This is a genomic window from Bradyrhizobium sp. CB2312 (assembly GCF_029714425.1).
Taxonomy (GTDB): domain Bacteria; phylum Pseudomonadota; class Alphaproteobacteria; order Rhizobiales; family Xanthobacteraceae; genus Bradyrhizobium.
On sequence record NZ_CP121668.1, the window covers coordinates 9,552,234 to 9,572,330 of the forward strand.

16 protein-coding genes are annotated in these 20,097 nt (G+C 65.0%); 4 read left to right on the forward strand and 12 right to left on the reverse strand.

What is annotated here, in order from left to right:
• Positions 1 to 57: 57 nt before the first annotated feature.
• On the reverse strand, positions 58 to 1,230 hold the full coding sequence (locus QA642_RS45495; RefSeq protein ID WP_283082644.1) for an ABC transporter substrate-binding protein: 1,173 nt from the start codon (positions 1,228 to 1,230) through the stop codon (positions 58 to 60).
• A 299-nt stretch (positions 1,231 to 1,529) separates the two neighbouring features.
• Between QA642_RS45495 and QA642_RS45500 the strand changes: the two genes are divergently transcribed.
• The gene (locus QA642_RS45500) at positions 1,530 to 2,795 is read left to right on the forward strand and encodes an NAD(P)/FAD-dependent oxidoreductase (protein ID WP_283082645.1); all 1,266 of its coding nucleotides are present in this window, start codon (positions 1,530 to 1,532) and stop codon (positions 2,793 to 2,795) included.
• A gap of 165 nt (positions 2,796 to 2,960) precedes the next feature.
• Here QA642_RS45500 and QA642_RS45505 read toward each other — a convergent pair whose 3' ends face one another.
• Positions 2,961 to 4,172 (reverse strand): ABC transporter substrate-binding protein, encoded by a 1,212-nt coding sequence (locus QA642_RS45505; RefSeq protein ID WP_283082646.1) that lies wholly within the window; start codon positions 4,170 to 4,172, stop codon positions 2,961 to 2,963.
• Between the two features lie 37 nt (positions 4,173 to 4,209).
• Positions 4,210 to 5,418 (reverse strand): cytochrome P450, encoded by a 1,209-nt coding sequence (locus QA642_RS45510; RefSeq protein ID WP_283082647.1) that lies wholly within the window; start codon positions 5,416 to 5,418, stop codon positions 4,210 to 4,212.
• Positions 5,419 to 5,501: 83 nt separating this feature from the next.
• Between QA642_RS45510 and QA642_RS45515 the strand changes: the two genes are divergently transcribed.
• Entirely contained in the window at positions 5,502 to 6,005 is a 504-nt protein-coding gene (locus tag QA642_RS45515; protein WP_283082648.1) for a MarR family transcriptional regulator, read from the forward strand.
• Positions 6,006 to 6,361: 356 nt separating this feature from the next.
• Here QA642_RS45515 and QA642_RS45520 read toward each other — a convergent pair whose 3' ends face one another.
• Entirely contained in the window at positions 6,362 to 8,227 is a 1,866-nt protein-coding gene (locus tag QA642_RS45520; RefSeq protein WP_283082649.1) for a feruloyl-CoA synthase, read from the reverse strand.
• A gap of 149 nt (positions 8,228 to 8,376) precedes the next feature.
• Here QA642_RS45520 and QA642_RS45525 point away from each other — a divergent pair, with 149 nt between their 5' ends.
• Both QA642_RS45525 and atzF read left to right on the forward strand, forming a co-directional pair.
• A complete protein-coding gene (locus QA642_RS45525; protein WP_283082650.1) occupies positions 8,377 to 8,871 on the forward strand; it encodes a MarR family winged helix-turn-helix transcriptional regulator in 495 nt (164 codons plus the stop codon).
• Positions 8,872 to 9,065: 194 nt separating this feature from the next.
• A complete protein-coding gene (atzF, locus tag QA642_RS45530; protein ID WP_283082651.1) occupies positions 9,066 to 10,874 on the forward strand; it encodes an allophanate hydrolase in 1,809 nt (602 codons plus the stop codon).
• A 170-nt stretch (positions 10,875 to 11,044) separates the two neighbouring features.
• Here atzF and QA642_RS45535 read toward each other — a convergent pair whose 3' ends face one another.
• The 8 genes from QA642_RS45535 to QA642_RS45570 form a co-directional block, all read right to left on the reverse strand.
• A complete protein-coding gene (locus QA642_RS45535; RefSeq protein WP_283082652.1) occupies positions 11,045 to 11,767 on the reverse strand; it encodes a GntR family transcriptional regulator in 723 nt (240 codons plus the stop codon).
• 4 nt (positions 11,768 to 11,771) lie between these two features.
• A complete protein-coding gene (gene hpxZ, locus QA642_RS45540) occupies positions 11,772 to 12,164 on the reverse strand; it encodes an oxalurate catabolism protein HpxZ (protein ID WP_283082653.1) in 393 nt (130 codons plus the stop codon).
• A gap of 1 nt (position 12,165) precedes the next feature.
• Positions 12,166 to 13,560: an AtzE family amidohydrolase gene (locus tag QA642_RS45545; protein ID WP_283082654.1), complete on the reverse strand. Its 1,395-nt coding sequence runs from the start codon at positions 13,558 to 13,560 to the stop codon at positions 12,166 to 12,168.
• Between the two features lie 7 nt (positions 13,561 to 13,567).
• A complete protein-coding gene (locus tag QA642_RS45550; RefSeq protein ID WP_018316853.1) occupies positions 13,568 to 13,747 on the reverse strand; it encodes a DUF4089 domain-containing protein in 180 nt (59 codons plus the stop codon).
• Between the two features lie 18 nt (positions 13,748 to 13,765).
• Entirely contained in the window at positions 13,766 to 15,535 is a 1,770-nt protein-coding gene (locus QA642_RS45555; RefSeq protein WP_283082655.1) for an ABC transporter ATP-binding protein, read from the reverse strand.
• Positions 15,536 to 15,834: 299 nt separating this feature from the next.
• Positions 15,835 to 16,734 (reverse strand): ABC transporter permease, encoded by a 900-nt coding sequence (locus QA642_RS45560; RefSeq protein ID WP_283082656.1) that lies wholly within the window; start codon positions 16,732 to 16,734, stop codon positions 15,835 to 15,837.
• Positions 16,735 to 16,737: 3 nt separating this feature from the next.
• Positions 16,738 to 17,751, reverse strand: coding sequence for an ABC transporter permease (locus tag QA642_RS45565; RefSeq protein WP_283082657.1), 1,014 nt, complete (start codon positions 17,749 to 17,751; stop codon positions 16,738 to 16,740).
• A 457-nt stretch (positions 17,752 to 18,208) separates the two neighbouring features.
• Positions 18,209 to 19,831 carry an ABC transporter substrate-binding protein gene (locus QA642_RS45570; protein ID WP_283082658.1) on the reverse strand — a complete coding sequence of 541 codons (1,623 nt, stop codon included), beginning with the start codon at positions 19,829 to 19,831 and terminating at the stop codon, positions 18,209 to 18,211.
• Positions 19,832 to 20,097: the final 266 nt, after the last annotated feature.

A 20,097-nucleotide genomic window follows, 5' to 3' on the forward strand; every position in this document is an offset into this window, starting at 1 on the left:
CCCTCTCCCCTCACCCTGACCCTCTCCCCGCAAGCGGGGAGAGGGGAAGAGCGAAGCTCACTTCATCTTGCACTTGTCGTGGAAACGATCCTGGTCGTTCTCCACGATGGTGGCGACGGTCTTCAGCGCGAGCTGGCCGTCGGCATCCTTCACCACGTCCTGGAGGTAGAAGCTCTGCACCGGGATGTGGTTGTTGCCGTATTTGAACGCGCCGCGCAGCGACTTGAAGTTGGCCTTCTCCATCTCGGCCTTCATCGCGTCCTTCTTGCTGGTGTCGCCCTTCACCGCGACGACCGCGCTGTTGATGAGCTGCGCCGCATCATAGGCCTGCGCGCCGTAATAGGTCGGGCGGAGGCCGGCGTACTTCTTGCGGTAGTCCGCGACGAAGCGCTTGTTCTGCTCGTTGGGGAGGTCGTTGACCCATTCCTGCGCGCCGGGAACGCCGAGCGCGTTCTCCTTCTGCAGTGGCAGCGACAGCTCGTCCACCGTGAACGCCGTATAGAGCGGCATCGTGCTCTTCAGGCCGGCCTGCGCATATTGGTTGAGAAACTGCACGCCGGCGGCGCCGGGATAGAACACGAAGATCGACTCCGCGCCCGAAGCGCGCGCCTTGGAGAGCTCGGCGGAGAAATCGAGCTGGCTCGGCCAGACCGTGTATTCCTCGCCCTTGATCTCGCCCTTGAAGGTGCTCTTCACGCCGGCGAGCATGTCCTTGCCGGCCGCGTAGTTCGGCCCGATCAGGAACACGCTCTTGACGCCCTTCTGGTTCATGTAGACGCCCATCGCTTGCGGCGTCTGGTCGTTCTGCCAGGAGGTCGAGAACACGTAAGGCGAGCAGAGTTCGCCGGCGAGCTGCGACGGGCCGGCGTTGGCCGAGATCAGGAAGGTCTGCGAATCGACGGCGGTCTTCAGCGAGGCCAAAAGCACGTTCGACCAGATGTAGCCGACGATGAAATCGACCTTGTCGGACTGCACCAGCTTCTCGGTCTTCTGCTTGCCGACGTCAGGCTTCTGGCCGTCGTCCTCGTAGATCACCTCGACCGGCTTGCCGTCCATCTTGCGCCCGAGGTGATCGAGCGCGAGCTCGAACGAGTTGCGCATGTCGTTGCCGATCACGGCGGTCGGGCCGCTGAAGGTCGAAACGAAACCGATCTTGATGGTGTCGCCGGCGAATGCCGGGCTCGCCAGCACCAGCGCCGCTGCGCCCGCCAGCCAGAATGCCGTCCTCATAACCACTCCCCTCCTTATTATTGATCCCGGAAACGGGGTGATCGCCGCCCCGGGTCTGTCGCTATTGAACGCAAAATCCGTCGCGTCGCCAATGGCTCAGCGGCCGCCTCTGCACCATATTTCGCCCTAATCGGGGATGGCAAGAAATATAATTCTACTCACTTCGGTTGAGCCTACGGCGGTTTTTCGCGGCCGATCGATACATCCGGCCTATGCGGCGATTGATGACGGCTATTGGACTATGGCGGCGAAAGCGCACTTACATGAAGGAGAGCAGCAGCGAGATTCGAGGGTGCATCATGGCCGCCAATCCCCACCGCGTCGTCATCGTCGGAGCCGGCTTCGGCGGACTGGAGACGACCTACCGGCTTGCGGGCGCGCCGGTCGAGATCACGTTGATCGACCGCCGCAACCATCATCTGTTCCAGCCGCTGCTCTACCAGGTCGCGACCGCTTCGCTCGCGACCAGCGAGATCGCGTGGCCGATCCGGCACCTGATGCGTGACCGGCCCGAGGTGACGACGCTGTTCGCGACCGTGAGCGGCGTCGATGCGGGTAGGCGCTGCGTGCTGATCGACGACGGCAGCGAGGTGCCCTACGACACGCTGGTGCTCGCGACCGGCGCTCGGCACGCCTATTTCGGCCATGACGAGTGGGAGACATGGGCGCCGGGCCTGAAGACGCTGGAGGACGGCACCACGCTGCGCCGTCACATCCTGGTGGCGTTCGAGCGCGCCGAGCGCGAGACCGATCCGGCGAAGCGCGCGGCGCGGCTGACCTTTGTAATCGTCGGCGCCGGCCCGACCGGCGTCGAGCTTGCCGGCACCATCGCCGAGATGGCGCATCACACTCTGCCCGGCGATTTCCGCAACATCGACACGACCAAGGCGCGCGTCGTGCTGATCGAGGCCGGCCCGCGCGTGCTTGCGGGCTTTGCGGACGACCTCTCGGCCTACGCGCAGGCGTCGCTGGAGAAGATCGGCGTCGAGGTTGTGCTGGGGCAGGCTGTGACTGAGATCGACCGCGACGGTGTCGTGTTCGGCGGACAGCGATTGAATGCGAAAACAAGGATCTGGGCCGCCGGCGTGCGCGCTTCGCCTGCCGCCGAATGGCTGGGCGCACCAAGCGACCGCGCCGGGCGCGTGCAGGTCGAGGACGACCTGACGATACCCGGCCATCCCGAAATCTTTGCGATCGGCGACACCGTCAGCATCAATGCCTGGGAGGGCAAGCCGGTGCCCGGCATCGCGCCGGCAGCGAAGCAGCAGGGCCGTCACGTCGCCGAGACCATCAAGGCGCGGCTGCGCGGCGAGAAGCCGGGCCCGTTCCGCTACAAGCACGCCGGCAGCCTCGCCCAGATCGGCAAGCGGCTCGCGGTGATCGATTTCGGCAAGGTCAAGCTGCGTGGCACCATCGCGTGGTGGATCTGGGGCATCGCCCACATCTACTTCCTGATCGGCCTGCGCCACCGCCTCAGCGTCGCGCTGAGCTGGCTGTGGATCTACGCGCGCGACCAGCGCGCGGCGCGGCTGATCACGCAGGGGTCAAGCAAGGTGGTGGGGTGACTCTTCCCTTCTCCCCTTGTGGGAGAAGGTGGCGCGAAGCGCCGGATGAGGGGTTCTCTCAACTTGAGAGATCATCCGTGAGGAGAGAACCCCTCACCCGGCTTCGCTTCGCGAAGCCACCCTCTCCCACAAGGGGAGAGGGTGCAATTGCGCGCTTGGCTACATTCACTTCACCAACTCACACCCGCCCTCCGCCAGCGGGCGGAAGGCCTGGTCGGCGGGAATCGTCGAGACTAGCTTGTAATAGTCGTACGGATATTTCGACTCCTCCGGCTTCTTCACCTCGAACAGGTACATGGGATGCACGACGCGGCCGTCCTGGCGGATCGTGGTATCGCCGAACAGCTTGTCCTTGCCCCTGAACTTCTTCATCTCGGGCACCACGTCCTTGGCGTTGTCGCTGCCGGTCGCCGCGACCGCATTGAGAAAAGCGAGCGTGGAGGCATAGACGCCGGCCTGGTTACCGCTCGGCATCTTGCCGTTCATGCCGGGCCGCGCGGCGAAGCGTTTTGCGAAAGCGCGGGTGTCCTCGTTCATGTCCCAGTAGAAAGCTTCCATGAGCTGGAGCCCTTGCGCGACCTTGATGCCCATGCCGTGGATGTCGTTGATGAAGAGCAGGAAGGCGACGAGCTTCTGCCCGCTTTGCTGAATCCCGAACTCGGCGGCCTGCTTTACTGCGTTGATGGTGTCGCCGCCGGCATTGGCAAGGCCGATCACCTGCGCCTTCGAGCCCTGCGCCTGCAACAGGAAGGAGGCGAAGTCGGATGTGCCGAGCGGATGCTTTGACGAGCCGAGCACCTTGCCGCCGTGGCCCTCTATATACTTTTGCGCTTCTGCCTCGATGCCCTTGCCGAGCGCGTAGTCGACCGTGAGGAAATACCAGTCCTTGCCGCCGCGCGACATCATTGCGGCTGCGGTGGTGTTGCCGGTCGCCCAGGCGTCGTTGACCCACTGGATCGTGTTCGGCGAGCAGGCCTTGCCGGTGAGATCCGAGCTTGCCGTTGACGACGCCAAGAAGGTCATGCGGCTGTCGCGCAGCAGCGTGTTGATGGAGAGACCGACCGCCGAGTTCGGCACGTCGACGATGGCATCGACGCCTTCGACATCGAGCCATTTGCGCGCGATGGCGTTGCCGACGTCGGCCTTGTTCTGGTGATCGGCATAGACGATCTCGACCTTGATGCCCTTACCGCCGCCGTTGAAATCCTCCGCCGCCATGCGCGCGGCCTCGACCGAGCCCATGCCGTTGGTGTCCTGGAAGATGCCGGAGATGTCGTTGAGCACGCCGACACGCACGACATTGTCCGAGATCTCGGCACTCGCCGCTCCGCCCATCAGGCTCGCGGCCAACGCAAGCGTCCACTTCAGATTTTTCATTATTCCCTCCCCTGTATTGTTTTCACCGCCCGCTGTGTCAGACGGGCGTGATCGTCACCGGCAGATGGTCGAGCCCACGCAGGGTGTTGTTGAAGCGCCGCTTCGGTTCGCCAGTGATCTCGATCGTGGCGACACGGCGCGCCAGGGCCGAGAGCATGGTCTCGCCTTCGAGCCGCGCCACGAGCTGGCCGACGCACATGTGAATGCCCGCGCCGTAGCCGACATGACCGGACGTGCGGCGGGTGATGTCGTAACTATCAGGCTTCTCCCAGCGCCTGGGATCGCGGTTGGCGGCGGCGAGGAACATCAGAACCTTCTCGCCCTCGCCGATCCTCGCGCCTGACAGTTCAACATCGCGCGTTGTGGTGCGGAAGAAGGTCTGCACCGGGCTCTCGAAGCGCACCGCCTCCTCGAAGGCATTGCGCGCGAGCGTGAGGTCGCCACGCAGGCGCTGCCACTGCTCGGGGAAGCGCGCGAGGCAATAGACGGCCGCGCCGATGCCGTTGACGGTGGTGTCGAGGCCGGCCGAGAGCAGCGAGCGCACCAACAGCGGCGCTTCAGTCGCCGTGATCGCGCCTTCGTCGACGTGGGCATGAATGCAGGCGCCGATGCCGCCCGGCGTCAGATTGTCGCGCTGGCACTGATCGGTGACGTAGGCCTGATGCGGCGCCGAGCGCGCGATCGCGTCCTGGCGCAGTTGGTTCGGCGGGCCGAAAGCATTGAACACCAGGCTCGCATAGGGGATGAGATGCTCACGCCCCTCGGGCTTCAGACCCAGTGCATCCGGGAAGATCGACAGCGGATAAGCTTCCGCGAGATCGGCGATCGCATCAAAACTGCGCATCTCCAGCAAGGCATCCACACGCTCCTCGGCCGCCGCGGCAAAGCGGTCGCGCAGCCCCTTCATCACGGTCGGCGACAGCACCTTCGACAGGACCGCGCGGGTGCGGGTGTGTTCGGGCGGATCGGCCTCGAGGATCAGGCTCGGCGGTCGCCACGGCTTTTCCTTCTTGAAGTCGGACAGGCCGACGCCGCGGCTGGAGCAGAAGGTGGCGGGATCGTTGAGGACAGCATGGACCTCGGCATAGCGCGCCACGCCATAGAGCTTCCACTTGTCGAGATAGACGACCGGCGCCGTCTCCCGGAGCAGCTCATGCGTGGGATACGGGTCGGCAAAAAAGTTCATATCGAAGGGATCGACGTCGAGATGCGGGACGCCCGATGCGGTCGAGCCGAGTGCGCTCATATGAGTCCTCCCTCATTTTGATCTTGTGAAAGGGCCGCGCTTGCCCTTAGGTCATTGGCCACGCTGCGAGACAGATGCCCGCTATGCCGCCTTCGACCAGATCCCGCCAAAAGGCTGCGTCCGCTGATATCGGGCCGACGCTCGATCTCGATCGCTACGTCCCCGCTCTCATCACCTTCATCGCCAACAAGCTGTCGAACAGCGCGACCGCGTTCTACCAGCGGCAGTTCGGCGTCAACGTCACGGAATGGCGGATCATGTCGCTGCTGGCGATCGAGCCCGGCATTCCGGCTTCGCGCATCTGCCACGTCATCGGATTTGACAAGGGTCCAGTGAGCCGGACGCTGGCGGGCCTCGAGAAGCGCGGGCTGGTGTCGATCCGTACCGACCCCAACGACGGCCGGACCCATTCGATTTCGCTGACCGCAAAAGGCCGCGCCACCCATGACAAGGTGATCGTCGCGGCGCTGGAGCGCGAACGGCGCCTGCTGTCCTGCCTCGACAAGGACGAGCGCGAAGTGCTGATCGGCCTGGTCCGCCGCCTGCACGAGAATCTCGGCGCGGTGACCGGCAGCGCCGAGACCTGACCGGCCGCACGCCGGACGCCATCCTCCGTCAGTCCCAGGCATACGCCAGCGCTTGCCGACGGCACCATTCCGACCGCGCATCGTTTCCTCCAAGAGCAGACGCGGCGGTTCCCCCGCCGTCGTCCTTGCCTGGAATGGTTCGCATAAATTTAGTTGCTTAGGCAACAAAAAAATCAGGCAGGATATTGCGGCAGGATGGCTGGCGTAGTTTGCCCCACTCTCGTGTCCCGGACGCGCTGCAGCGTGAAACGCTGCTGCGCTGAGCCGGGGCCCATGCAGCTACGCACTATGAGAGATGGGCCCCGGCTCAGCAGCGCAACACTGCGTGCTGCGCTGCGTCCGGGCCACGAGAGCTTCTATTGCGTCGACCGCCACAGCCTCACCCAGTCACTCGACGCATCATCGTTCAACCGCGTCACTGCATCGGCGCGCCGCGTGAGCACGGCGCGCTGGTTGATGTAGCCCTTGTCGGTGATCTCACCGCCATCGACCGAAGCCGGCTCGGCAAGCAGCAACGCGCGCGTGGCGTGACCGGAGGAATTTGGGCCTTGCTGCTTCAGCTTTGCGAGGCCCTGCGCAATCGCGGCCCTCACCTTCTCGTGTCCGAGCACCTCGTTCACGCCTGCCGTCTCGGGCAAACCCGCATGCGCGCGGCACGCCGCGACATTCGGAAACACCAGGAAGCGCACCTCGTCGCCGCCATGGCCGGTCACGACGATGTCCTGCGCGAGCGGCGCCAGCGCGGCGATGCCGGCGACGCGCAGCGTGCCGACGCTGACCCAGGTGCCGGAATTGAGCTTGAAGTCCTCCGCGACGCGGCCGTCGAAGAACAGGCCACGCTCCGGCCGCGCGCTATCGGCAAGCTTCACGGCATCGCCGATGAGGTAAAAGCCCTCGTCGTCAAAGGCCTGCTTTGTCAGCCCGGGGGCCTTCCAATAGCCCGGCGTGACGTTGGGACCGCGCACGCGCACCTCAAGCTTGTCGCCCGACGCGACGAGCTTCAGCTCAGTGCCGGGGATGGGCACACCGATATTGCCGGAGCGCTCGGCGAGGAAATGGCAGTCGGTGGCGAGCGGTGACGTTTCCGTCGAGCCCCAGGCCGAGACCATCGGCAGCGCACGGCCGACGGTCTCCATCGAAAGCTGCTCGAGCGCGTCCCAGAGATTCTGCGGCAGCGCGGCGCCGGCATAGAAGGCGAACTTCACCTCGCTGAAGAAGCGGCGGCGCAACTCCTCGTCGCCGCGCAGCGCCGCGATCAGCATGTCGAAGCCGCGCGGCACGTTGAAATAGACCGTCGGCATCACGCTCTTCAGATTAGCAAGCGAGGTCCCAAAGAGACCGGGCGCAGGCTTGCCGCCGTCGATATAGAGCGAGCCGCCGTTGCGCAGCACGAGGTTGAAATTGTGGTTGGCGCCGAAGGTGTGACTCCAGGGCAGCCAGTCGAGGATGACGAGGTCGCCACGGCTCTGCTCGAGGAAGGTCCAGGTCTGCGCCTTGGCCTGCTGGCTCGAGGTCAGCATCCGCTGGGTGTTGATGACGGCTTTCGGCGTGCCGGTCGAACCCGAAGTGAACAGGAATTTTGCTATCGTATCGGGCGTCACCGCGGCAAAGGCTTGTGCGACATCGGGCGTCTCCGGCGTCGCCGCAACAGCGCGGAAGGCGAGCGCATCAGCGTCGCCAGCGTTGCCGCTGATGATCTGCGCGCTGTGCAGCGGCTTGATTGCAGCGAGCGCCGCAGCAAACGGCTTGGTGGCGGAAACATAGATCGCGCCGGGCTCGAGCAGTGCGATCATGCTTTTGAGCTTGTCGAAATCCCTAGACATCAGCGAATAGGCCGGCGAGATCGCGGCTGAGGGCACACCGACATGCTGGGCCGCGAGCGCGAGCAGCGCGTGGTCGATGCTGTTGTCAGAGAGAATGACAACGGGGCGCTCCGCGCTGAGCCCTTGCGCCAGGATCCAGGACGCGGCCGCCCGTACCCGCCGCAGAGCACCCGCGTAAGTCACGATGGCCCAAGGCGTATCAGCGCTGTCACGCTCGGCGAGGAAGACCGTGTCGGGCGTCTGCCGCGCAAAATGCTCCAGCCAGTCACCGATGCAGCGCGCGCTCTCGCGCAAGGGCTCGGGCGAACGCAGCACGATGCTGCCATCGGCGCGGTGCTCGGCGACGGTTTTCGGCGTTGCAAACAGGCTCGAAGCGTCGCCGCGCGTCGCTGACGTCATGGTCTCCTCCTCGCCCGTATCAGGGATCGGTCGCAGCCTCGTTCCGGGCAGCTTTGGGTCATAATGTTGGGCAGAGCAATTGTTGTCGTCAACAACAATCTTTCGCCTGGGGCCTCGGGACGCTATGGTCGCACGCGAGGAGACACGATGTGACAGCCACCACAGCCCGGACGTCCCTACGCAAACGCGCCGGCAACGGCGCAGCGCGGCGGATCGACGCGGACGAGATCGGCCTCGACGCCCTGGTTGGCCACGCCGGCTATGCGGTCAGGCGCTTCCAGATCTGGATCTTTCAGGACTTCATCAAGACGCTGGGCGAGGTCGACATCCGCCCGACGCAATATTCGGTGCTGACGGTGATCGGCGCCAATCCGGGCCTGTCGCAGATGGCGGTGGCCAAACGCCTCGGCATCGAGCGTGCCCGGCTGGTGCACCTGCTCGACAGCCTCGAAGAGCGCAAGCTGGTGAAGCGCATCAAGTCCAAGGCGGACCGGCGCTCGCACGCGCTGCACCTCACCGCGCAGGGCGAGACGGCGCTGGCAAAGTTCAAGCGGCTCGCCGCCGAGCACGAGCGACATGTGGAAGAAAAGATCGGCAAGGAGAACCGGGAGCGGCTGCTCCGGATCCTCACTGACTTCACCTGACCCCGGACTGCCCATGGATTGGGCAAATGCCTATCGCAGGGCGCTGGCACGATGGCCTGCTCGCTCATCAGCGTATCTCCCAAGATGCTGATTTCACGATAATATCCGAAGCGACCGCGCTGCCCGGATAATGTACACAATGGCACATCGCTTGCTTCAATCCGGGTAAGACAAGTTGCCGGAGTTTTGTCGCCATGGGGGCTGAGCAGCCTGAGACGATCGCCGCGATCGTGGCCGCGCATCGCGCGGGCACGATGACGCCGGCAGAGACGATCGCGCGGACCTATCAGCGCATCCGCGACCACAACGACCCCGCCGTGTTCATCAGCCTGCGCGACGAGAAGGACGCGATCGCAGAGGCCGAGAAGCTCGCCGCGCGTGTCGATGCCGCGAGCCTGCCGCTCTATGGCGTACCGGTCGCGGTGAAAGACAATATCGACGCGCTGGGATTTCCAACCACGGCGGCCTGCCCGGCTTTCTCCTACACGCCAACCCACGACTCGACCGCGGTGGAGCGCCTGCGTGCCGCGGGCGCCATCATCATCGGCAAAACCAACCTCGACCAGTTCGCAACCGGCCTGGTCGGCGTGCGCTCGCCCTACGGCATTCCCAAAAATTCGATCCGCGAGGATCTCATCCCCGGTGGCTCGAGCTCGGGTTCGGCGACCGCTGTCGGCGCCGGGCTGGTGCCGCTGTCGCTCGGCACCGACACCGCAGGCTCGGGCCGCGTGCCGGCGATGCTCAACAACATCGTCGGGCTGAAGCCGAGCCTCGGCATGATCTCGACCGCTGGGCTCGTGCCCGCCTGCCGCACGCTCGACTGCATCTCGGTCTTCGCGCTGACGGTGGACGACGCCGCGCTCGCGCTCTCGGTGATGGCAGGGCCCGACCAGGCCGATCCATTTTCGCGCGACCGGCCGCTGGCCGCGATCACGCCGCTCCCCGCTAACTTGCGTCTCGGCGTGCCGCGCAACGGGCAGTTGATCTTCTTCGGCGACAAGAAGGCGGAAGCCGCTTATGCCGACGCGCTGAAGCGCTGGACCGCGCTGGGAGCAACGCTGATCGAATTCGACCTCGAACCGTTCTACGAGACGGCGCGGCTGCTTTACGAGGGGCCGTGGGTTGCCGAGCGTTATCTCGTGATCAAGAACCTGCTGGCGTCCGCGCCGGATTCGATCCATCCGGTCACGCGCGAGATCACCGCGGCCGGCGCGCGGCTGACCGCGGCGGAAACCTTCTCCGCGCTGTACCGTTTGCAAGGCCTGCGCAAGATCGCCGAGCGGACGTTTGCAAGCATCGACGCGCTGGTGCTGCCGACGGCGCCGACGGCCTACACGACCGCGCAGGTGCTTGCCAATCCGATCGAGCTCAACAGCCGGCTCGGCACCTACACCAATTTTGTCAATCTGCTCGACCTCTGCGGTCTCGCCGTGCCTGCGGCGATGCGCGCCGACGGAATTCCGTTCGGCATCACGCTGCTCGCGCCGGCAGGGCGCGACGCGCTGCTCGCGAGCATCGGGCGCGAGTTCCATGCGGATACGAAACTGACGGTTGGAGCGAAGGGCGTAGCGCAGGCTCCGCTCGCGGCGTTGCCGGCGAACGGCGGCGACGAGATTCCCATCGCCGTTGTCGGCGCGCATCTCTCCGGCATGGCGCTGAACGCTGAGTTGACGGCGCTGAGCGCAAAGCTTGTCGAGGCAACGAAGACGGCGCCGGACTACAAGCTCTATGCGCTCAAGACCACGCCGCCGAAGCCGGGCATGCTGCGCGTCGCGGTCGGGACGGGCGCGTCGATCGAGCTGGAGATCTGGTCGCTCTCGGCGGCTGCGTTCGGGAAGTTCGTGAATGCGATTCCGGCGCCGATGGCGATCGGCACGGTGCGGCTGGCGGATGGGCGGAGCGTGAAGGGGTTCCTCGTCGAGCCGGAGGTGCTCGGCGAGGCGCGGGACATCACGGCCTATGGCGGCTGGCGGAAGTTCATGAAGGAGACCGCGACGGCTTGAGTTTCACTCCGCTGTCGTCCCGGACAAGCGCAGCGCAGATCCGGGACCCATAACCACAGGGAGTGGTTTTGCGAAGACTCGGAGTGGGAGCTTTGCCTCACACCACTGCCTGTGATTATGGGTACCCGCTTTCGCGAGGACGACACCGAGTATGCGGCATCCGCCGTCGGCTACACCGACACCGCGTAGATCTCGTACTCCCCGCGCACCAGCTCGATATGCGCTCGCATGGCGGCGGCGGCGCCCTGCTTGTCGCCGCGCATGATGGCGACGACGACGCGGTCGTGCTCGGCTTGCGACTTCGCCAATCGGCCAAGATTGCGGAACTGGGCGCGGCGGAACGGCTGCACGCGCACGCGCGTCGCCAGCGTGATCTCGGCGATGTAGCCGTTCTGCGATCCCGCATAGATCGCGTTGTGGAAGCGCTCATTGACCTCATGGAAGCGGTCGGGATTGCCGGCGTAGCTGAGCACCCGCAGCTCTTCGTGGATCGCTTCGAGACCGTGACGCTCGGCCGCGGACATGCGCTCGGCCGCAAGGCCGGCGCAGAGCGCCTCGAGCTCGGCCATCGCCTCGAACATGCTCTTGAGACGCTCGATCGAGGGCTGCGCCACCACCGCGCCGCGATGGGCACGCGCTTCGACGAGCCCGCTCGCCACCAGCTGGCGCAGCGCCTCGCGCACCGGCGTGCGCGAGACGCTGAAGCGACGCGCGATGTCAGTCTCGTCCAGCGGGGCGCCCGGGGCGAGGGCTCCGCGCACGATCTCGTCGGCGAGCTGGAGGCGCAATTCCTCGGCGCGCGTGACCTTCTGCAGCGACGGAAGTGCACGGTCGACGCGGGGCACCACCGGCTCGGCCGGCAGTGTCCCGGGCGGAAGATCGTCAAGCGTCATGCGGTCAGGTCTCTTTCGACTCGTCGATGATGCTGACATGGGCGGCGACGACGCGCCAGCCCTCCGGGAAGCGAATCCAGGTCTGCATCTGCCGGCCGACCTTGCCGGGCGCCGTGTCACGATAGAACAGGGTGGAGGCCACAGCCGTGTCGCGGCCATAGCTAGTGATGACGGTTTTCGCGGTGCGGCGATTGAGGCCGACCGGCGAGCGCCCGGCGCGGAAGCCGGAGATCGCCTCGTAGCCATAGAGGTTTTCGCCGATGCCGTAGCGCAGCGTGCGGGGATCGTTGCGGAAGAGCTCGCCGAGCACGGCGACGTCGTTGCTGACGAGGGCCTGTTCATAGCGCTCGAACGCGGCTTTGACTTCCGCGATCACGTCGGGGAGATCGATCTCCATCTTAAATTCCTCTCGGCGACGGCGCGGATGCCACGCCCATTTGTTCCAATGCGTATGCGACGCGGAGCGCAATGTCCTCGCGCCAGCGCGCAGCGATGATCTGCACCCCGATCGGCATCGGCTCGAGCGGCACCGGCACCGCCACCACCGGCAGACCGATGAAGGAGATCGGCTGGGTGTGGACGCCGATATTGGCGCGCACCGGCAATTCGACGCCGTCGAGATTGAAATTGACCTGGCCGAGCTTCGGCGCGGTGCAGGGCGTCGCCGGCGCCAGCAGCACGTCGACCGACTTGAATATCTCGGCGAGCTGGCCGCGATACCAGCGGCGGAATTTTTGCGCGCGGTCGACCAAAGACGCCGGCACCATCGCGCCTGCGATCAGACGGTCGCGCACGGCCGGATCGAAATCGTTGGGTCGCTTGCGCAGGCGATCGAGATGCAGCGAAGCGCCTTCGGTGGTGGTGATGACGTAAGCCGCGGCGCGGGCGCGGGCGGCTTCGGGAACATCGATCACTTGCGTTGCGCCAAGCGCCTTGGCGACGCGGCTGACGGCCTCGACGGCCTCCGGAAAGACGTTCTTTTGGAAATAGCCGCCGGCAATCGCGATGCGCAGATCCGAGATCGGATTGGCGATCAGCGGCAGCGTCGGCTCCAGCCCACGCGTCGTGCAGGCGCCGTCATCGGCATCCGGTCCCTGCATCGCATCGTAAGCGAGCGCGAGATCCGTGACGGAGCGCGCGAGCGGACCGAGATGATCGAGGCTCGCGACGAACGGGAAGGAGCGCGCCCGCGACAGCCGGCCATAGGTCGGCTTCAGGCCGAAGATGCCGCAGAACGAGGAGGGCACGCGGATCGAACCATTGGTGTCCGAGCCAAGCGCGATCGGCACCAGCGCGCCGCCGACGGCGCTGCCGGAACCGCCGGAGGAACCGCCGGTCATCCGCGTGGTGTCATGCGGGTTGCGCGAGGGGCCGTCATGGACGTTCTCGCCGGTGAAGTCGTAGGCGTATTCACCCATGTTGAGCGCGCCAACGAGAACTGCGCCGCCGGCTTCCATGCGCGCGATCAGCGTCGCATCGTGCTTGGCCGGCGCGAGGTCGCGGTTGATCTTCGAGCCGGCCCGCGTCGGCAGGCCCGCGACGTCGAACAGGTTCTTCACTGCGAAGGGCACGCCGGCGAGCGGGCCGACGGTCTTGCCGGCGGCGATATCAGCATCGATCGCGCGCGCCTTGGCGCGGGCGCGATCGGCGGTGACGTCGGTGAAGGAATTGAGGGTGGTGTCGTGCTGCTTGATGCGCGCAAGGGCTGCCTCGGTGGCATCGAGCGCCGACATCTTGCGGGTCGCAACCGCGCTCGCGATTTCCGCCGCCGTCATCTCTGGCTTGGTGGTCATGGCAGCATCAGGCCGTGAAGATCGGCGCCGGCTCGGTCTCGTCCGGCAGCGCGAATTCGTCGACGAGGCGGGCAAGCCGTAGCGACACTTCCAAATTGGCGCGCACCGCGGGCCGCCAGGCCTCCTCCACCGGCAGCGCCAGCGCTTTCGATACGGCGTCGATGTAATCGTCCAGAGGTTCGGCCATCACTCTCTCAAGCTGATTTCAGTGCACCGGCAGCGGCGGATGCGGGATCGCCGTCAGCAGCTCCTTGGTGTAGTCGTCCTGCGGATCGCTCAAGACCTGCTCGGAGGAGCCCTCTTCGACGATCCGTCCCGTCCGCATCACAATGACACGATCGCACAGCAAGCGCACCACATTCAAATCATGCGAGACGAACAAATAACTCATGCCTAGCCGCTGCTTGAGATCCTGAAGCAGGTTCAGCACGACGGCCTGCACCGAGACGTCGAGCGCGGCTGTCGGCTCGTCCAGGATGACGAGCTTTGGATGCAACGCGATGGCGCGGGCGATGCCGACGCGAGCCTTCTGGCCGCCGGAGAGCTGGTGCGGGAAACGATCCAGCAGATTGTGCGGCAGGCCGACCATGGTCGCCAGCTCCTCGCAGCGGGCGCGGAGCGCGTCGCGCCCCTTGATGTCGCCGAGTTGCAAAATCGGATCGGCGATGGCGCGGGCGGCGGTGAAGCGCGGGTTGAGGCTGTCTGTCGGGTCCTGGAACACCATCTGGATGCGGCTGCGCTGCGGCAGGCGGGCGAAGGCTGATGGCGCGATGCCGGAGATGTCCTCGCCGTCGAACTGGATCAGGCCGGAGGTCTGGTCCAGGAGGCGCATCACCATCATCGACGTGGTCGATTTGCCGCAGCCGGATTCGCCGACGAGGCCGACGCTCTCGCCGTGACCGATCGCGAAGCTGATGCCGTCCACCGCGCGGAACATGTCGGGCTCGACCGGCGGCTTGCGGCCGAACAGCTTGCCGAGCACGGCGGTGGCGCCCTGGCGGGGATACTCCTTCACGAGCTTGTCGATGAGGAGGAGGGGCTTGGGAGTCTCGTCACCCCCGGGCTTGACCCGGGGGTCCATCGACTGAGACGAATCTTTCGAAGCGTGATGGATGGCCGGGTCAAGCCCGGCCATGACGGTCGCGCCCTCCTCCTCTGGCAGCAGATCCCGCAAAGACACGCCGAGCCGCGGCGTCGCGCGCATCAGCTTTTTCGTGTAGGGGTGCTGCGGGCTCGCGAAGATGTCGGCGGCCATGGCGGTCTCGACGACGCGGCCCTTTTCCATCACCACGACGCGGTCGCAATAGGCGGCGGCCAAACCCAGATCGTGGGTGATCAGGATGGTCGACATCGCCTTGCGTTTGGTCAGCTCGACGATCAGGTCCATCACCGCCTTCTGCGTGGTGACGTCGAGGCCGGTGGTCGGCTCGTCCGCGATCAGGAGCTGCGGATTGCAGGCGAGCGCGAGCGCGATGACGACGCGCTGGCACATGCCGCCTGACAGCTCGAACGGATAGGCGTGGTAGCGTTCGCGCGGGCGCGCGATCTTGACCTGCTCCAGCGCCTCGATCGCCTTCTCGCCGCCATCTGTGACCTGGGCCTGTTGGACATGGGTGCGCAGCACGTCCTCGATCTGGTCACCGACTTTCCGGATCGGGTTCAGCGCCGCGCGCGGATTCTGGAAGATCATCGAGACTTCGCGGCCGCGCAGGTCGCGCATCTGGTCCTCGCTCGCGGCCTTCACGTCGATGCCGGAGAACATCACCGAGCCCTCGGCGATCCGCCCCGCGCGGTCGAGGATGCGCATCACCGCGTAGGAGGTCACTGACTTGCCGGAGCCGGATTCGCCGACGATGGCGAGCGTCTCGCCCTTGGCGACGGAGATGTTGACGTGCTGCACGGCTTTGACGATGCCGCGGCGGGTGGTGAATTCGACCGTGAGGTCCTGCACGTCGAGCAGCGGCTGGGCGGTCATGCGGGCCTCCCGACATTCAAAGGCGCGAAAACAACCCCATGCACAGTAGAACGGGCGTTGTAATCATTGGAGAATTTTGCGCGTGAGGCGGGCACGGGCCTCTCGCCCCCTCCCCCCTTGCGGGGGAGGGTTGGGCAGAGGGGTAGCCCCAAGCGAGGTCGGAGTTCGTGGCTACCCCTCTCCCTGCCCTCGAGAGCGAGCTTCGCTCGCCTCGGGCCCCGCAAGGGGGGAGGGAATGAGAGAGCGGTGGCCACCTCACCTCTAAGCGCCGCGCTTTTTTCCGCACACTCGATCATCGCTCACGTCCTCCGCTGCGGGTCGACGATGTCGCGCAGGCCGTCGCCGAGGAGGTTGAAGCAGAACACGGCGATCATCAGCGCGAGGCCGGGGAACAGCGCGATCCACCATTCGCCTGAGACCATGAAGCCCGCGCCTTCGGCAACCATGATGCCCCATTCTGCCGTCGGCGGGCGGACGCCGAGGCCGATGAAGGAGAGGCCCGCCGCATTGAGGATGGCGTAGCCCATGGTCAGCGACATCTGCACGATCATGATCGGCATGATGTTCGGCAGGATGTGCACCAGGAGGATGCGGAATTCGCCGTTGCCGGACAAGCGCGCGGCCTGCACGAAGCCGGCGTTGCGGCGCACGTTCGCTTCGGCCCGCGCGACGCGGGCGTAGAGCGGGAAGTTCACGATCGCGGTGGCCAGAATAATGTTCTGCACGGTGTTGCCGAGCGCGGCAACGATGCCCATCGCCAGCACGAACAGCGGGAAGGCCATGATGGTATCGGCGATGCGGCCGACAATACGATCGGTCCAGCCGCCGAAATAGCCGGCCGCAATGCCGGCGAGGCCGCCCATCAAAAACACCAGCGCGACGGAAGCGACCGCGATGAACGTATCGAGCCGTGTTGCGACGATGACGCGGCTGAAGATATCGCGGCCAAGCTGGTCGGTGCCGAACCAATGCGCCGCCGACGGCGGCTTCAGTGCCGCAGCCGTGTCGGAGGCGAGCGGATCATACGGCACGACATAGGGGCCGAAAATCGCAGCAGTGAGGATCAGGATCAGCAGTGCGAAGGCAAAGCCGGTGACCTTGTTCTCGCTGAGGACGTAGCGGGTCTGTTCGAGGATCGCTGATAGTCCCGAGGTGCGGGCGGGACCGACAGGTTCAACAGCAGGTGCAACGGAGCTCATGATTTAGCCCTCCAACCTGACGCGCGGATCGATCACGCCATAGAGAATGTCGATCACGAGATTCAAAAGCACGTACATCACCGCCATGGTGAGGACAAAACCCTGCACCGGTGCGAAGTCCGACGAGATCAGTGCTTCCACCGCATAGGAGCCGATGCCGGGCCAGGCGAAGACTTTTTCCACCAGCACGTTGGCCCCTAACAGGAACGAGAACACCATGCTGAGCGTGGTGATCACGGGCAGCATCGCGTTGCGGAAAGCGTAGGTGACGATGACGGTCGACGGTGACAGCCCGCTGGCACGCGCGGTGCGGACGAACTCGGACGCCAGCACCGCCAGCATCGAGGCGCGGGTCATGCGCGCGATCGGCGCCAGCGAGAAGATCGCCAGCGTCGTCGCCGGCAGGATGAGCTGGCTCAGCGCCGAGCGGAATGCCTCAAGGTCGCGCGCGAGCAGCGTGTCGATCAGATAGAAGCCGGTCACCGTCGGCGGCGCGCTGTAGAACACGTCGAGACGGCCGAGCGGCGCGGGCGACCAGCCGAGGCGGAAATAGAAGACGTAGACCAGCACGAGGCCGGTGAAGAACACCGGCAACGACACGCCCGCTGTCGTCGTGACCCGGCAGAGATGGTCGATCCATGACCCCGGTCGTGTTGCAGCTAACACGCCGAGCGGAATGGCAATCACGATCGAGACGATCAGGCCGAGCAGTGTCAGCTCGGCGGAAGCCGGCAGGCGGTTGCGAATTTCGGTCGCAACGGGCTGGCCTGTGGTGAGCGAGTTGCCGAAATCGCCATGGGCGAGATCGTTGGTGTAGCGGAAGAACTGCTCGATCAGTGGCCTGTCGAGACCGAGCTTCTTGCGGATCTGCTCGACGGCTTCCTTGGTCGCGGCGGGACCGGCGAAGTAGGCGGCGGGATCGCCTGGCAGCGCGCGCGTCAGCAGGAAGGTGACGATGACGACGCCGATCAGCGAGGGAATCGCAAACATCAGGCGCTTGCCGATCATGGTCAGCATGGGAGCGCTCTCCTTCTCGGCGATTGGGGGCTAACGCGAGCGGCTTGCTCCGCTGCGTTCCCTCCCCCCTTGCGGGGGAGGGCTAGGGAGAGAGGTGGCCCCGGGAGGGGTCTGAGTTGGTGGCTACCCCTCTCCCCGACCCTCCCCCGCAAGGGGGAGGGAGCGAGAGGACGGGGGTCGCCTCACTCAAATCAACAGGACCAACAGATGCCGATACGTTGAGATCGACACTCTCGATCTCTGACAACAACCTCGCCCCACGCTCCGCTGCGTTCCCTCCCCCCTTGCGGGGGAGGGCTAGGGAGAGGGGTGGCTCCGGGAGGGGTCTGAGTTCGTGGCTACCCCTCTCCCCGACCCTCCCCCGCAAGGGGGGAGGGAGCGAGAGAGTGGGGGCCATCTCACTTCGATCACCAAAACCAACTCGTGCCGATGCGTCTCCGACGATCAGCATGCCGCCTCACCCCTTCGCCATCGCGCGGTAATCGAGGCGGCGGTGGAACCAGTACTGATAGCCGCTGATGTTCTTCTGCATCGCGACGTTGACGAAGGGCTGGTACAGCGGGATGCGCGGGATGTCGGTGTAGGCGAGATCGACGAAACCCTTCACGTCGGCATCGTAGGTCGCGGTGTCGCCGGTGGCGGCGGCCGTGCGCGCGCCGTCGATCAGCTTGTCCATCTCCGCCGACTTGTAGCTCATGGTGTTGAAGACGGAATTGTTGCCGTGATAGCACCAGTAGAAGAAGTACTCGGGGTAATCGAGCCAGCCCGAGAACACGTTGGTGAAGAGCGGCATCTCCTTCTTGTTGAGCTCGGTGCGCCAGTTGGCGCCAGGCACCTTGTTGATGGTGGCCTTGATGCCGATCTGCGCGAGGCTCTCCTGCACCAGCACGCAAAGCGGCTCGTTGACGCCAGCGAAGTTGAGGTCGAAGGAGATCGTGGTCTCGAAGCCGTTGGCGTAGCCGGCTTCCGCCAGCAGCGCCTTCGCCTTCTCCATGTCGGTGTTGTATTTGTGCGGCTGCGGCCAGGCGACTTCCGTCGGCTTGTCCTTGGGCGCGCCGAACATGGGATTGCCGAGGCCGAACAGCACCGCGTCCATGATCTTCTGGTACGGCAGCGCATAGGCGACGGCCTGCCGCACCTTGGGATTGTCGAACGGCGGCTTGGTCACGTTCATGCCGATATACTGGATGCCGTTGGAGAACGGCAGCGACACCACGTTGAGCTTGCCGTTCGCCTTCATCTCCTGGAAATCCTTGAACGGCAGCTCATAGGAGATGTCGGCATCGCCGCGCTCCAGCAGCGCGCGGCGGTTGCCGGCCTGCGGCACCATGCGCCAGATCACGCGCTTGATCTTCGGCAGCGGACCGCCGACCCAATCCTCGTTGCGCTCCATGATGACTTCGGTGCCGGCGGTCCACTTCGTCACCTTGTAGGCGCCGGAGCCCGCGGTCTGCTGTTTCGTGAACTCGAGGCCCCAGGGATCCTTCTCGCTGGCGTTCTTCTTCACCAGCTCCGAATTGACGATGCAGGGCACGATTACGGCGAGATCGGGGATCGTCAGCTTGTCCTTCTTCAGGAAGTCGACGCGCACGGTGTAGTCGTCGATCACGACGAACTGCTCCGGCTTGGTCAGCGAGCCCGCACTCATCTGGAAGGTCGGGAAGCCACCGACGCTGACGGCGCGGTCGAGCGACCACTTCACGTCCTTGGCGGTGACGGGCGTACCGTCGTGGAATTTGGCGTTCTTGCGCAGCTTGAAGGTGACCGACATGTCGTCGATCTTGAACTCCTCGGCGAGCTCGCCCTTGAACTTGTCGCGGTCGTAATAGGGCACGCCGCCGGGACCGCTCTTCATCTCGTGGCTGATCAGGCGGTCGTAGCAATTCCACGACACCTCATAGCCGGGCACGTTGGTGCCGACGCCGTGGATGTCGAGATTGTTGGGGCCGCCTTCCGAGACGATCAGCAGCGTCTCCGAGCGCGCATCGGCGTAGGCGGTGGAGATCACCTGCGGCATGGCCGGAAGCGCCGCGCCAGCGGCCAATCCGGACACGGATTTGAGGAAATCGCGGCGCTTCATTGGGATGCTCCAACTCAAAGGTTTTTGGTTGGAACTGGATTCGCAAGGTTCGTGCCAAGGCTTAACGGAAGCTTACACGCCACTTAAATCATTGATCTATAATGGGATTGACCCAATTTGGCCGCCGGGCGCTTTCTGAGCAGACCCAATCTTTGCATACAAAGATCTGATTTTGACTACAAAATAGGCGGAAGTGATCGATAGCCCGTTTTGTCACCATTTCTCGCAAGACATCATCCTCATTTGCAGGATGGGGCCCCGAAAGA